Genomic DNA, 12245 nt, shown 5'->3' on the forward strand with positions numbered 1-12245 from the left:
CCCCGACCACTCGACCTCCCGCACACCCGGCACCACCCGCGCCACCGCGCGCAGCCGGTCCGCGGGCTCCCCGGGGCCGAGGCCGGCCGGCAGCGCCACCCCTGCCCGCGCGAGAACGGCGAGCAGCCCAAGGAGACGTGCGCGGGCGTCGGCCTCCGTATCGGGGCGCCCCAGGGCCTCAAGGGACTGCATGTCCAGGACGGGGTCGAGGCCGAGCCGCGCGGCGAAGGTGCGCAGCGCCTCGTCCTCACCGACAGGCGTCCCGTTCGCCAGCCACACGTATTCGACGGTGCGCCGGAAGCCCGCCGCGAGGGTGCAGCCGGAGCGGTCGGAGTCCCACCACAGCGCGAGCACCGGCCAGGTCGACCCGACGGCGAGGGCGGTGGCCCACCCCGTGAGGACCCGGTCCACCGGCTCGTCACCGTGCAGCCAGGGCTTGCCCTCGGGCACGAGCACGCTCCACTCGTGCCCCGCCTCGGCGAGCAGCATCCGTTCGCGCAACAGGCGGGCGGCGGGCTCGACCACGTCGGGTTCGGCCCGGCAGAGCAGCAGCGCACCGGCGGCGGCGTGCTCGAAAGCTTCGGACGACATGGCCCCACGCTAGGTCAAATCACCATATTTAGCGCAGAGAAGCGACGGTGTCTTGACTTTCCGTTACCGCGATATATCGTGTATCTCAGAGACGCGATATGGCGCGTTGCGATCCGGGCCCCGGCCCTCCCGCCCACCGCAGCCCAGCTCGTCCGAGGAGGTCAGCCCGATGTCAGAGTGGTCCGTCGCCGAGCCCCAGAAGCTCACGTTCGACGCCCCCGTGACGACACTCCATGTGCGCGTCGTCAACGGAACAGTGAACGTCGTGGGCACCGACGAAGTTTCCGCCCGGCTCGAGGTCTCCGAGATCGAGGGGCCGCCGCTGACCGTCACGCAGTCGGACGGCATCCTGTCGGTCGCGTATGACGACCTGCCCTGGAAGGGCTTCCTCAAGTGGCTCGACCGCAAGGGCTGGCGTCGCAGTGTCGTGGTCTCCCTGGCCGTCCCGGCGGGCACCCGCGTCGAGGTGGGCGTCGTCGGGGCCGGGGCCGTGGTCTCGGGGGTCGAGGGGCGCACGGAGGTCAAGGGCGTCACCGGCGACACGACCCTCGTCGGCCTCTCGGGCCCGGTCCGCGCCGACACGGTCTCGGGCAGCGTGGAGGCGCAGGGCATCACCGGCGATCTGCGGTTCAACTCGGTCTCCGGTGACCTGACCGTCTTCGAGGGTGCGGGATCCTCCGTTCGGGCCGAATCGGTGAGCGGCTCGATGATCGTGGACCTCGACCCGGCGGGCGCCCCGACCGACATCGGCCTGACGAGCGTCTCGGGCGAGATCGCGATCCGGCTGCCCCATCCGACGGACGCGGACGTGGAGGCGAACACCGCGAGCGGCGCGGTGTCCAACGCGTTCGAGGACCTGCGGGTCAGCGGCCAGTGGGGAGCGAAGAGGATCACCGGCCGCCTGGGCTCGGGCAGCGGAAAGCTCAAGGCGACGACGGTCTCGGGGGCCATCGCGCTGCTGCGCAGGCCGCCGAGGGAGGAAGATCCATACGACGCGGTCCCCCCGACCGACGACGCCGCCCCGACCGACAAGAAGGTGCTCTGAAATGGCCCCCGTGTTCGCCCACGGCCGACTGCGCCTGTACCTGCTGAAGCTCCTCGACGAGGCCCCGCGCCACGGCTATGAGGTGATCCGCCTCCTGGAAGAGCGCTTCCAGGGGCTGTACGCACCTTCGGCGGGGACGGTCTACCCGCGCCTGGCGAAGCTGGAGGCCGAGGGCCTGGTCACGCACACCACGGAGGGCGGCCGGAAGGTGTACGCCATCACGGACGCGGGCCGCGCCGAACTGGCCGACCGCAGCGGTGAGCTGGCCGACCTGGAGCTGGAGATCCGCGATTCCGTCGCCGAGCTCGCCGCCGAGATCCGGGACGGCGTGCGGGGCGCGGCCGGTGAGCTGCGCCGCGAGATGCGGGAGGCGGCCAAGGAGGCGCGCGCATCCGGCGGCACACCCGAGGGCAAGAACGGTGCCGGGGCCGGTGCCGGCAAGGGCTTCCCCGACCCCGCCGACTTCTTCGACGGCTCCTGGGGCGACAAGGAGGGCTGGCGCCAGGCCAAGGAGGAGTTCAAGCGCGCCAAGCAGGAGTGGAAGGAACAGGCACGGCGCGCGAAGGACGAGACCCGCAGAGCCCGTGAGGACGCCCAGCGCGCCCGCCGCCAGGCCCAGGACGCGCAGGAGACGGCGCGCGCCCAGGTGCAGGACGAGGTGCAGCGCATCGCACGGCGCGTCCAGGACCAGGTGCAGGAACACTTCACGCGGGGCGACTGGCCGACGGGGGTCCGCGAGGGGCTTACGGAACTGGCCAAGGAGTTCGGCGAGTTCGGCAAGGATGTGGGCAAGGACTTCGGCCGCAAGGGCGCGCGGCCCGCCGCCGAGGAGCCCAAGTTCACGGCTGCCCGCGAGGACGAGGTCCCCACGGAGTACGTCCCTGACTGGGCCCAGGAGGACACCACCGGCCATCCGGCTCGCGACCTGGACCGCCTTCTGGACCGCTTCCGCGACGACATCCGTGACGCGGCCCGGGACCAGGGCGTGACGGAGGACCAACTCCGCGACGCCCGCCGCCACTTGTCTTCGGCGGCGGCCCACATCGCCGCGACACTGCGCACATCGAAGCGGTGACCTGAGCGGTCGGCAGAGGGCAGCGCACCACCGCCGCCCAGGGGGGACGTCAGGGCCCTGCACAACGCGCGGCACTCAGCCCCACGACGCAATCCCGCCTGCCCCGGCGCGCACCAAAGCTTCGGGCCCGGCGGGGTGTTGTGGCGCCGAGTCCGCTCGGCGCCACAACGCCCCGCCTACTCGGCGCCCCCGCCGTACAGGACCCTCTCCACCGCCTCGTGCGTCACGCCATGATCCGCGAGGACCTCGCTGACGAGTCCGGGGCGGACCGTCAGGGCGAACAGGATGTGCTCGTCGCCGATTTGCCGGTCCCTGCGCGCGGTGGCCATGCGCAGGGATTTCACCAGGGTGTCCTTGGCCTCGCGGGTGAAGGGCCGGTGCCCGCTCCAGCCCCGGCCCGGACGCCCGGCCCTGCGCCCGCCGCCCGCCAACGCGCCCACGCCGTGGCTCTCCTCGACCCGGGAGACGATCTCGGACACGTCGATACCGAGCCCGGCCAGCGCCTCCGTGTCGGCCTGCGAGAGGCCCCCGCGGCGCCGCGCCTCACCCAGCGCGTCCTCGATCGATTCCCGGCGGCGCGTGGCCCCGAGCGAGGCCAGGGCGAAGGACGCCCGGCTCGCCTCGCGGTCGAGCAGCGCGAGCAGCATGTGCCCGTCGTCGACGGATCCCGCACCCTCGCCCTCGGCATGCTCGACCGCACCCTTGACCACGGCGCGGGCGTCCTTCGTGAACCGCTCGAACATCACTGCCTCCCGTACTTCTTGTGCACGGCCTGCCTGCTCACTCCGAGCTCCGCGGCGATCCCCTGCCACGACCAGCCCTGCTGACGCGCACTGCGCACCTGCACGGCCTCCAACTGCTCCACCAGCCTCCGCAGCGCGGAGACGGCCCGCAGTCCGACTCGTGGGTCACGGTCACCCGCACGCTCGGCGAGATCCGTAGCTTCGGTCATGCACGTCAACTTACGTTGACAGGGAGTGGATGTCAACCACAGTTGACATAGGTGAGGTGAAGGGTGAAGGCGGTGTCCGGCGTGATGCCTGACCGCAGCGGCCCGCGGTCAGCCGACCTCGAGCACGATCTTGCCGAACTGCTCGCCGGACTCCATGCGCTCAAAGCCCTCGCGTGCCCGGTCCAGCGGCAGCACCTCGTCGATGACGGGACGTACGCCCGTGGCGGCGCAGAAGGACAGCAGGTCCTCCAGTTCGTCCTTGGACCCCATCGTCGAACCGACGATCTTCAGCTCCAGGAAGAAGACCCGGGTCAGCTCCGCGTGCGAGGGCCGGTCCCCGCTCGTCGCGCCCGAGATCACCAGAGTGCCGCCCGGCTTGAGGGACTTGATGGAGTGCGACCACGTCGCCGCCCCCACCGTCTCGATGACGGCGTCCACCCGCTGAGGAAGCCGCGCGCCGGACTCGACGGCCTCGACCGCACCGAGCTCCAGGGCCCGCTTCCGCTTGGCCTCGTCGCGGCTCGTGGCGAAGACCCGGAGCCCCGCCGCCTTGCCGAGCACGATCGCGGCCGTGGCGACGCCGCCACCGGCTCCCTGGACGAGGACCGAATCCCCGGGGCGTACACCGGCATTGGTGAAGAGCATGCGGTACGCGGTGAGCCACGCGGTCGGCAGACAGGCCGCCTCGGCGAACGACAGCTCCTTCGGCTTCGGCAGCAGATTCCACGTGGGCACGGAGACCTGCTCGGCGAACGTCCCCTGGTACTTCTCGGTGAGGATCGAGCGGCCCTCGCCGGCGTCGACCCCGTACCCGGTCTGGCCGATGACGGAGTGCAGGACGACCTCGTTGCCGTCCTCGTCGATCCCCGCGGCGTCACAGCCCAGGATCATCGGCAGCCTCCCCTCGGGGAGACCGACCCCGCGCAGGGACCACAGGTCGTGATGGTTGAGGGAGGCGGCCCGGACGTTCACGGTCGACCAGCCGGGCCTGGCATCGGGGGCGGGACGCTCCCCCAACTCGAGGCCACTGAGCGGCTGGTCACGGTCGATGCGGGCGGCGTAGGCAGCGAACATGTGGCAGACGATAGGCGCGCGCCCTACCCGCACGTAACCAGCAGCCCCTGTGACACGCGTCCCGCTCCACGAGCACGCCCACCCGTTCATGCGACAGAACGGGTGGGCGGGTGGGAAAGCGTTGGGCCCCGCCACAGTGACGGGGCCCAAGGCCCAGGGGCCAGAGAAAATCAGCGGCGGGCAACGCCCTCGGCACGCGCGGCCGCGGCCACGGCAGCAGTGACAGCCGGTGCGACCCGCTCGTCGAACGGCGAGGGGATCACGTAATCGGCGGACAGCTCATCGCCCACCACACCGGCCAGCGCCTCCGCGGCGGCGATCTTCATCGTCTCGGTGATCCGCGACGCCCGGACCTGCAGCGCGCCCGCGAAGATGCCGGGGAAGGCGAGCACGTTGTTGATCTGGTTCGGGTAGTCCGAACGCCCGGTCGCGACGACCGCCGCGTACTTGTGGGCGATGTCGGGGTGCACCTCGGGGTTCGGGTTGGCCATGGCGAACACGAACGAGTTCGGCGCCATGGAGGCGACCGCGGGCTCGGGGACGGTGCCGCCCGAGACGCCGATGAACACATCGGCACCCGAGAGCGCGCTCTCCAGCGAACCGCTGAGCCCGGCCTTGTTGGTGATCTCCGCGAGCTCACGCTTGACCGGGGTGAGGTCGTCCCGGTCCCGGCTCACGACGCCCTTGCGGTCCGCGACCGCCACATCGCCGAGGCCCGCCTCGAGCAGGAACTTGGCGATGGCGACCCCGGCCGCACCCGCGCCGGAGATCACGGCACGCAGCTCGCCGAGCGTGCGCCCGGTCAGCCGCGCCGCGTTCCGCAGCGCGGCGAGCGTCACGACCGCCGTGCCGTGCTGGTCGTCGTGGAAGACGGGAATGTCGAGCCGCTCCTGGAGCTTGCGCTCGATCTCGAAGCAGCGCGGCGCCGAGATGTCCTCGAGGTTCACGCCACCGAAGGACGGCGCCATGCGCACCACGGTCTCGACGATCTCGTCCGCGTCCGTCGTCGCGAGCGCGATCGGAACCGCGTCCACGCCGCCGAACTGCTTGAACAGAATGGCCTTGCCCTCCATCACCGGGAGGGAGGCTTCGGGGCCGATGTCACCGAGGCCGAGCACGGCCGTGCCGTCGGTGACCACGGCCACGACGTTCGACTTCCATGTGTAGTCGTTCACCAGCTCCGGCTGCTCGGCGATCGCGGTGCACACTTTCGCGACGCCAGGCGTGTACGCCAGGGACAGGTCGTCCTTGTCCCGCACCGGCACAGTGGCCTGCACGGCCATCTTGCCGCCACGGTGCAGCGCGAACGCCGGATCGAAGGGCTCTTCAGCGCCTTCGTGACCCGTACTGCTGTCGCTGCGAGGATTGACGATCTCCGCTGCCACTTGTCTTACCCCTTAAGTCTTAAATCATCAGTTGAGGGTGTCCACTCCTGGTTGAGAAGTGGGCGGGCACCGCGTCTGTTCCCCGCCTGTCGGCGGAGGGAGGTACAGACACGCGAGCGCGCCGCACACGCGCTCCGGGCCCCGGATGAGGGGTGTAACGCACCTTTCTACCTGACGGCGCTGGCCACGGGCGAGTGGGATTGGTTACCTGACGTGCCCGTGGTCCTTGTAGTGGTCCAACAAGAGCCGACGACGGGCGCATGCCCGAATTTTCCGCAGAGCTCACGTCGCCGGTCCACATCGCGAGATTCACCCGAGATTGACCGAAGATCTCAAATGGCGGTACTTCGTTCCAGGCCGGTACGGCCCGGTTGTCCTGGCCTGAGTGGGTCCCAGGGTCACCCGTTATCCGATTTTGACATCTCTGGCACCCAGAATCGGACGGTCCGAATGGCAAGATGCCGTCATCACACGAGGTCGCGACACCCGAAGGTGTGTGCACGACCGCTCGGCAACTCCCTCATCCGCCGGAGGACCCTCATGACCGCACGCTCCATCTGTCGTACCACCGCCGGTAAGTCCGCGAAGTCCCGGATGGCCACGGTCGGCGCGATCGCGGTCGCCGGCGCGCTGCTGCTGACCGGTTGCGGTGACCAGACCAAGAGCAAGGACGAGGGCGGCGAGAAGGTGAGCAACGCGCCGCTCGCCGACAAGCTCCCCAAGGACATCCGGGACGCGGGTGTCATCAAGGTCGGTTCGGACATCGCCTACCCGCCGGTCGAGTTCAAGGACAAGTCCGGCAAGACCGTCGGCATCGACCCGGACCTGGGCGACGCGCTGGGCAAGCAGCTCGGCGTGAAGTTCCAGTTCGACAACGGCACCTTCGACACCCTCCTGGGCGGTCTGCGCTCCAAGCGCTACGACCTCGCGATGTCGGCGATGACCGACACCAAGAACCGCCAGGAAGGTATCGACGAGGAGACCGGCAAGAAGATCGGCGAGGGCGTCGACTTCGTCGACTACTTCACCGCGGGCGTCTCGATCTACACCAAGAAGGGCGACGACCAGTCCATCAAGACCTGGTCCGACCTGTGCGGGAAGAAGATCGTGGTGCAGCGCGGCACCGTCTCGCACGACCTGGCCAAGGCCGAGTCGAAGAAGTGCAAGGGCGGCAAGGACATCGCCATCGAGTCCTTCGACAACGACCAGCAGGCCCAGACGCGGCTGCGCTCGGGCGGCGCGGACGCGGGCTCCTCGGACTTCCCCGTCGCCGCGTACGCGGTCAAGACCTCGGGCGGCGGCAAGGACTTCGAGCTGGTCGGCGAGCAGGTCGAGGCCGCCCCGTACGGCATCGCGGTCTCCAAGAAGAACCCCGAGCTGCGCGACGCGATCAAGGCCGCACTGGATGCGATCATCAAGAACGGCGACTACGACAAGATCATCTCGAAGTGGGGCGTCGAGGACGGCTCGGTCAAGGAAGCCCAGATCAACGGCGGCAAGTGACCGCGCAACCGTCCCGCCGCTGAAAGGCCACCTTCGTGACTAGCGACATCTCCAAGAAGGGCCCGGAGGACACACCCCCCTCCTCCCGCCCCGAGGCCATCAAGGCCATCCCGGTCCGCCACTACGGCCGCTACGTCTCCGCACTCATCGCCATCGGTGCGCTCGCCGCGATCGTCTACGCGTTCGCCCAGGGCGACATCAACTGGAACGCGATCCCCGACAACTTCTTCGACGAGCGCATCCTCAAGGGCGTGCGCGAGACGCTGCTGCTGACCATCCTGTCGATGCTCATCGGCGTGGTCGGCGGCATCATCCTCTCGGTGATGCGCCTGTCGAAGAACCCGGTGACCTCCTCGATCGCCTGGTTCTACATCTGGTTCTTCCGCGGCACACCGGTCCTGGTCCAGCTGTTCATCTGGTTCAACCTCGGCTTCGTCTTCGAGTACGTCAACCTGGGCCCCGTCTACAAGGACGAGTGGTCGGACTTCATGACGCCGTTCCTGACGGCGCTGCTGGGCCTGGGCCTCAACGAGGCCGCCTACATGGCCGAGATCTGCCGCGCCGGCCTGCTCTCGGTCGACGAGGGCCAGACCGAGGCCTCCCAGGCGCTGGGCATGAGCCACGGCAAGACCCTGCGCCGCGTCGTCTTGCCCCAGGCGATGCGCGTGATCGTGCCGCCGACCGGCAACGAAGTCATCAACATGCTCAAGACCACCTCCCTGGTCGCCGCCGTGCAGTACTTCGAACTGCTGCGCTACGCCCAGGACATCGGCACCTCCTCCGGCGCCACGGTCGAGACCCTGCTGCTTGCGGCGGCCTGGTACCTGATCATGACGTCGATCCTCAGCGTCGGACAGTTCTACCTGGAGCGCTACTACGCACGCGGCTCCTCACGCGCCCTGCCCGACACCCCGTTCCAGAAGATCAAGGCCAATATGTTGTCGCTGGGCAACCGCGCGGGAGCTGGTCACTGATGACGACGCACATGGTGAAGTCCGAAGGCGTCCACAAGTCCTTCGGCAACGTCGAGGTCCTCAAGGGCATCGACCTGGAGGTCAAGTCCGGTGAGGTGTTCTGCCTCATCGGCCCCTCCGGCTCCGGCAAGTCGACGTTCCTGCGCTGCATCAACCACCTGGAGAAGATCAGCGCCGGCCGGCTCTACGTCGACGGGGAACTGGTCGGCTACCGGCAGAAGGGGGACAAGCTCTACGAGCTCAAGGACAGCGAAGTCGCCCTCAAGCGCCGCGACATCGGCATGGTCTTCCAGCGCTTCAACCTCTTCCCCCACCTGACCGCCCTCGAGAACGTCATGGAAGCCCCCGTCCAGGTCAAGGGCGAGTCGAAGTCGGCGGCCAAGGCACGCGCCGGACAGCTCCTGGAACGGGTCGGCCTGGCCGACAAGGCCAAGAACTACCCCTCCCAGCTCTCCGGCGGCCAGCAGCAGCGCGTGGCCATCGCCCGCGCACTGGCGATGGAACCCAAGCTGATGCTCTTCGACGAGCCGACCTCCGCCCTCGACCCGGAACTGGTCGGTGACGTCCTGGACGTCATGCGCGACCTCGCCCAGTCCGGCATGACGATGATCGTCGTCACCCACGAGATGGGCTTCGCCCGCGAGGTCGGCGACAGCCTCGTCTTCATGGACGAAGGCGTCGTGGTCGAATCGGGCCACCCCCGCGACGTCCTGACCAACCCGCAGCACGAGCGGACGCAGTCGTTCCTGTCGAAGGTTCTGTAACGCGTACACCACGTGAAAGGGGCGGTACGGATCCACGATCCGTACCGCCCCTTCGTGCTGTGCTACTTGAGGCCGAGCACCATCGCGTCCGACGGCGACGACCACACCGTCCGCGCCTCGCCGAAGCCCGCCTCGCGCAGCGTCCGCGCGTGCCACTCGGGCGGCGGGGTGTCGCCGTCCGCGTGGTCGCCGTAGATCTCGAAGCGCTTGGCGGTGGGCCCGGCGAGGACCGGGTCCTTGGCGGCAAGCTGCCACCAGTCCTTCCAGCCCACGGCGCCCTCGGCCTTAGCGGCATCCATACGCGCATGCCGCTGGGCCCGGTCGGCGTCGTTCAGGCGGGGCGTCGCGGGGTCGGGCATGTGGTCGGCGTTCATGAAGACGCCGCCGTCCCTGACGAGTCCCGCGAGCTGGCCGTAGAGGGTGGTCAGGGGTTCGCTGTGCAGCCAGTGCAGGGCGGTGGCGGTCAGGACGGCGTCGTACGAGTCGTACGGGAGCTGCGCCGTCCACTCGGGGTCCTTGAGGTCGGCGGTCACGAACGTGACGCGGTCGTCCCCCGCGAAGGTGCCCTCGGCGATGGCGAGGAGCGCGGGGTCGAGGTCGACGCCCGTGCTGACCGCGTTCGGGAACCTCTTGAGCAGCCGGTCCGTAATACTCCCCGTACCGCACGCGAGGTCGAGGACGCGCGGCTCGGTGCCGGCGACGGCTTCGACCATGTCCAGCATGACCCGGAACCGCTCCTCGCGGTCGGGCAGGTACCACTCCTGCTGCCGGTCCCAGCTGTCCTGCCAGGCGCGCCAGTCGGTTCCGGACACCGTTTCCGTCATCAGAAGTCCTCCAGTACGTAATACGCTCTCGTAATACCCTCGAAGCACGCGCAACCGTTACTCACGCACCTGACGAAGATAGCCCGCCCCGGTAAGGACTACAAGTGGAACTGGCCTATTACTCGGACTACGCCGTACGTCTCGTCAACAGCGAGGAGCCGGGCCGCAACAAGGACACGCTGACGTCGGTCGATGCGATCCGTGAACTGTTCGGAGGCGGCTCGCAGGCGGCACGCCGCGCCACGGACTCCGATGTCACCCGCTTCCGCTCGGTGCGGGCCAGGCTCAGGGCGGTGTTCGAGGCGGCCGACGGCGGCGACGAGACCCTCGCGGTCGACCTGCTGAACTCACTGCTCATGGAGTTCCCGGTCAGCCCGCAGATCTCGGGCCACGACGACCGCGACGACGAGGGCAACCCGCTGTGGCACATGCACTTGGCGGACCACCCGTCGAACGCGACGTCCGGGTACGCCGCGATCGCCGCGATGGGCCTCGCCTTCCATCTCACCGAGCACGGCGTCGACCGCCTCGGCCTGTGCGAGGCAGCGCCCTGCCGCAACGCCTATCTCGACACGTCGACAAACCGCTCCCGACGCTACTGCTCGGACCGCTGCGCGACCCGCGCCAACGTCGCCGCCTACCGCGCCCGCAAGCGCCTGGAGACGGACCGGTCGGCCAGCACCGGCCGCGCGGCCGAGACCGCCCAGCGCAGCAGGGTGAACGGCGAGCGCTGACCGGACCCGAACGGGGGCGGGCGGTAGCGGAACCACACCTTCCCCAGGACGAGTTCCTCGGGCACCGTGCCGTAGTCCGTGCTGTCCCCTCCCGCGTACGCGTTGTCCCCGAGCACCCACCAGCCGCCCTCGCGCCGCTCGGCTGCGCGCTTGACGACCAACAGGTCCTGCTGGAACGGATGGCGGATCACCACCACATCACCCGCTCGGACCCGTGCGCCCCACTGCACCACCAGGCGATCCCCGTGGTAAAGCGTGGGCACCATCGAAGGGCCGGTCACCTCGGCCGCTCCCAACGGCACGATGGCCCTTCTGCGTTCGCTCTCCTGCGACGGCTCCGGCATCACCGGCACCTCCCCGGTCCTATCCTCCACGAGTCCCAGTCTGACCCTGGACTTTTGTCCTAAGCCCATGGGGGCACTCGAGAAAACCCGTCTCTCACGGAGTAATGTCCCACCTGAGAAGACGATCACGAGGAAGGACAGCTACATGCTTTCCCGCCTGTTTGCCCCCAAGGTAAAGGTCAGCGCCCACTGCGACCTGCCCTGCGGCGTGTACGACCCGGCCCAGGCCCGCATCGAGGCGGAGTCGGTCAAGGCCGTGCAGGAGAAGATGGCCGCCAACGACGACGCGCAGTTCCAGACGCGCGCCATCGGCATCAAGGAGCAGCGCGCGGAGCTCGCGAAGCACCACGTGTCGGTGCTCTGGAGCGACTACTTCAAGCCCCCGCACTTCGAGAAGTACCCGGAGCTGCACCAGCTGGTCAACGACACCCTGAAGGCCCTCTCGGCCGCCAAGGGCTCGTCGGACCCGGCCACGGGCCAGAAGGCGCTGGACTACATCGCCCAGATCGACAAGATCTTCTGGGAGACCAAGAAGGCCTGACCCCTGGCGGTCAGCCCTTTCGCACATCAGAGAGCACCCGGCATCCGCGCGGAGCCGGGTGCTCTCGGCGTTGTGTCATCCCCGCAGCGCCGCAAGGCCCTTCTGCAGGTCCTCGGCGTTCATCACCGGATAGATCTCGATCTTCGCGCCGAGCTCCAGGAAGAACGGCTCGGCGATGGACGGCATCTGCGAGCTGTCCTGCATGTCGAAGACGAAAGTGGCGGCCCGCCCGCCCTCGCTGGGGCCGAAGTACGCCGCCTCGGGTTTGAGCTGCTCAGACACCGCCTGCATCAGCTTCGGCAGTGTGCCGTTCTTGATCGCCTCGTTCGAGATCTGTGTGTCCAGATGCGCTCTCAACATGACCCTCATGGCACTCACTCCTCCTTCCAAGGATCCCGCCGAAAGCCCTGGCCCGCATCCGCACCCTCAGTAGTCGGCC

General features: G+C 68.9%; 15 protein-coding genes. 7 read left to right on the plus strand and 8 right to left on the minus strand.

What is annotated here, in order from left to right; translation table 11 throughout:
• The coding region (locus tag ABD378_RS40990) for a hypothetical protein (RefSeq protein WP_344530024.1) at nucleotides 1-591 on the minus strand (591 nt) is incomplete at its 3' end.
• Nucleotides 592-760: 169 nt separating this feature from the next.
• Between ABD378_RS40990 and ABD378_RS40995 the strand changes: the two genes are divergently transcribed.
• Together ABD378_RS40995 and ABD378_RS41000 are read left to right on the plus strand one after the other, a co-directional pair.
• A complete protein-coding gene (locus ABD378_RS40995; RefSeq protein WP_344530026.1) occupies nucleotides 761-1636 on the plus strand; it encodes a DUF4097 family beta strand repeat-containing protein in 876 nt (291 codons plus the stop codon).
• Nucleotide 1637: 1 nt separating this feature from the next.
• Nucleotides 1638-2711: a PadR family transcriptional regulator gene (locus ABD378_RS41000; protein WP_344530028.1), complete on the plus strand. Its 1074-nt coding sequence runs from the start codon at nucleotides 1638-1640 to the stop codon at nucleotides 2709-2711.
• A gap of 176 nt (nucleotides 2712-2887) precedes the next feature.
• On the opposite strand, the gene ABD378_RS41005 is transcribed toward ABD378_RS41000, so the two are convergent.
• The 4 genes from ABD378_RS41005 to ABD378_RS41020 form a co-directional block, all read right to left on the minus strand.
• Nucleotides 2888-3454, minus strand: a complete 567-nt coding sequence (locus ABD378_RS41005; protein WP_344530030.1) for a Clp protease N-terminal domain-containing protein — start codon at nucleotides 3452-3454, stop codon at nucleotides 2888-2890.
• Nucleotides 3454-3663 carry a helix-turn-helix domain-containing protein gene (locus tag ABD378_RS41010; protein WP_160507185.1) on the minus strand — a complete coding sequence of 70 codons (210 nt, stop codon included), beginning with the start codon at nucleotides 3661-3663 and terminating at the stop codon, nucleotides 3454-3456. Before ABD378_RS41010 ends, ABD378_RS41005 begins: the two co-directional genes overlap by 1 nt.
• A 108-nt stretch (nucleotides 3664-3771) precedes the next feature.
• A complete protein-coding gene (locus ABD378_RS41015; protein ID WP_344530033.1) occupies nucleotides 3772-4737 on the minus strand; it encodes a zinc-binding dehydrogenase in 966 nt (321 codons plus the stop codon).
• A gap of 170 nt (nucleotides 4738-4907) precedes the next feature.
• Nucleotides 4908-6122: an NAD(P)-dependent malic enzyme gene (locus ABD378_RS41020; protein ID WP_344530035.1), complete on the minus strand. Its 1215-nt coding sequence runs from the start codon at nucleotides 6120-6122 to the stop codon at nucleotides 4908-4910.
• Nucleotides 6123-6662: 540 nt separating this feature from the next.
• On the opposite strand from ABD378_RS41020, the gene ABD378_RS41025 reads away from it, so the two are divergent.
• Genes ABD378_RS41025 through ABD378_RS41035 form a run of 3 tightly spaced genes read left to right on the plus strand, consistent with a single transcriptional unit; the run spans nucleotide 6663 to nucleotide 9363 of the window.
• A complete protein-coding gene (locus tag ABD378_RS41025; RefSeq protein ID WP_344530037.1) occupies nucleotides 6663-7625 on the plus strand; it encodes an ABC transporter substrate-binding protein in 963 nt (320 codons plus the stop codon).
• A gap of 35 nt (nucleotides 7626-7660) precedes the next feature.
• On the plus strand, nucleotides 7661-8599 hold the full coding sequence (locus ABD378_RS41030) for an amino acid ABC transporter permease (RefSeq protein ID WP_344530039.1): 939 nt from the start codon (nucleotides 7661-7663) through the stop codon (nucleotides 8597-8599).
• Nucleotides 8599-9363: an amino acid ABC transporter ATP-binding protein gene (locus tag ABD378_RS41035; RefSeq protein WP_386543923.1), complete on the plus strand. Its 765-nt coding sequence runs from the start codon at nucleotides 8599-8601 to the stop codon at nucleotides 9361-9363. The genes ABD378_RS41030 and ABD378_RS41035 overlap by 1 nt, the downstream gene beginning before the upstream one ends.
• A 62-nt stretch (nucleotides 9364-9425) precedes the next feature.
• Here the strand turns inward: ABD378_RS41035 and ABD378_RS41040 are convergent, their stop codons facing one another.
• On the minus strand, nucleotides 9426-10187 hold the full coding sequence (locus ABD378_RS41040) for a class I SAM-dependent methyltransferase (protein WP_344530041.1): 762 nt from the start codon (nucleotides 10185-10187) through the stop codon (nucleotides 9426-9428).
• 104 nt (nucleotides 10188-10291) lie between these two features.
• Here ABD378_RS41040 and ABD378_RS41045 point away from each other — a divergent pair, with 104 nt between their 5' ends.
• On the plus strand, nucleotides 10292-10921 hold the full coding sequence (locus ABD378_RS41045) for a CGNR zinc finger domain-containing protein (protein WP_344530043.1): 630 nt from the start codon (nucleotides 10292-10294) through the stop codon (nucleotides 10919-10921).
• Here ABD378_RS41045 and sodX read toward each other — a convergent pair.
• Nucleotides 10825-11265 (minus strand): nickel-type superoxide dismutase maturation protease, encoded by a 441-nt coding sequence (gene sodX, locus ABD378_RS41050; protein ID WP_344530131.1) that lies wholly within the window; start codon nucleotides 11263-11265, stop codon nucleotides 10825-10827. The two genes, ABD378_RS41045 and sodX, sit on opposite strands and share 97 nt — an antisense overlap.
• Nucleotides 11266-11410: 145 nt before the next feature.
• On the opposite strand from sodX, the gene sodN reads away from it, so the two are divergent.
• Nucleotides 11411-11806: a superoxide dismutase, Ni gene (gene sodN / locus ABD378_RS41055; RefSeq protein ID WP_160507177.1), complete on the plus strand. Its 396-nt coding sequence runs from the start codon at nucleotides 11411-11413 to the stop codon at nucleotides 11804-11806.
• A gap of 75 nt (nucleotides 11807-11881) precedes the next feature.
• Here the strand turns inward: sodN and ABD378_RS41060 are convergent, their stop codons facing one another.
• Nucleotides 11882-12175 carry a hypothetical protein gene (locus tag ABD378_RS41060; RefSeq protein ID WP_344530046.1) on the minus strand — a complete coding sequence of 98 codons (294 nt, stop codon included), beginning with the start codon at nucleotides 12173-12175 and terminating at the stop codon, nucleotides 11882-11884.
• Between the last annotated feature and the right edge of the window lie 70 nt (nucleotides 12176-12245).

The sequence above is a fragment of the Streptomyces rectiviolaceus genome, from assembly GCF_039533825.1.
In the GTDB taxonomy this organism is placed as follows: Bacteria; Actinomycetota; Actinomycetes; order Streptomycetales; family Streptomycetaceae; genus Streptomyces; species Streptomyces rectiviolaceus.

What these genes read in the sequence shown, in the direction of transcription:
- ABD378_RS41010 (WP_160507185.1), bottom strand. Translation starts at nt 3,663, where the DNA reads ATGACCGAAGCTACGGATCTCGCCGAGCGTGCGGGTGACCGTGACCCA.
- ABD378_RS40995 (WP_344530026.1), top strand. Translation starts at nt 761, where the DNA reads ATGTCAGAGTGGTCCGTCGCCGAGCCCCAGAAGCTCACGTTCGACGCC.
- ABD378_RS41060 (WP_344530046.1), bottom strand. Translation starts at nt 12,175, where the DNA reads ATGAGGGTCATGTTGAGAGCGCATCTGGACACACAGATCTCGAACGAG.
- ABD378_RS41015 (WP_344530033.1), bottom strand. Translation starts at nt 4,737, where the DNA reads ATGTTCGCTGCCTACGCCGCCCGCATCGACCGTGACCAGCCGCTCAGT.
- sodX (WP_344530131.1), bottom strand. Translation starts at nt 11,265, where the DNA reads ATGCCGGAGCCGTCGCAGGAGAGCGAACGCAGAAGGGCCATCGTGCCG.
- ABD378_RS41000 (WP_344530028.1), top strand. Translation starts at nt 1,638, where the DNA reads ATGGCCCCCGTGTTCGCCCACGGCCGACTGCGCCTGTACCTGCTGAAG.
- ABD378_RS41035 (WP_386543923.1), top strand. Translation starts at nt 8,599, where the DNA reads ATGACGACGCACATGGTGAAGTCCGAAGGCGTCCACAAGTCCTTCGGC.
- sodN (WP_160507177.1), top strand. Translation starts at nt 11,411, where the DNA reads ATGCTTTCCCGCCTGTTTGCCCCCAAGGTAAAGGTCAGCGCCCACTGC.
- ABD378_RS41005 (WP_344530030.1), bottom strand. Translation starts at nt 3,454, where the DNA reads ATGTTCGAGCGGTTCACGAAGGACGCCCGCGCCGTGGTCAAGGGTGCG.
- ABD378_RS41025 (WP_344530037.1), top strand. Translation starts at nt 6,663, where the DNA reads ATGACCGCACGCTCCATCTGTCGTACCACCGCCGGTAAGTCCGCGAAG.
- ABD378_RS41040 (WP_344530041.1), bottom strand. Translation starts at nt 10,187, where the DNA reads ATGACGGAAACGGTGTCCGGAACCGACTGGCGCGCCTGGCAGGACAGC.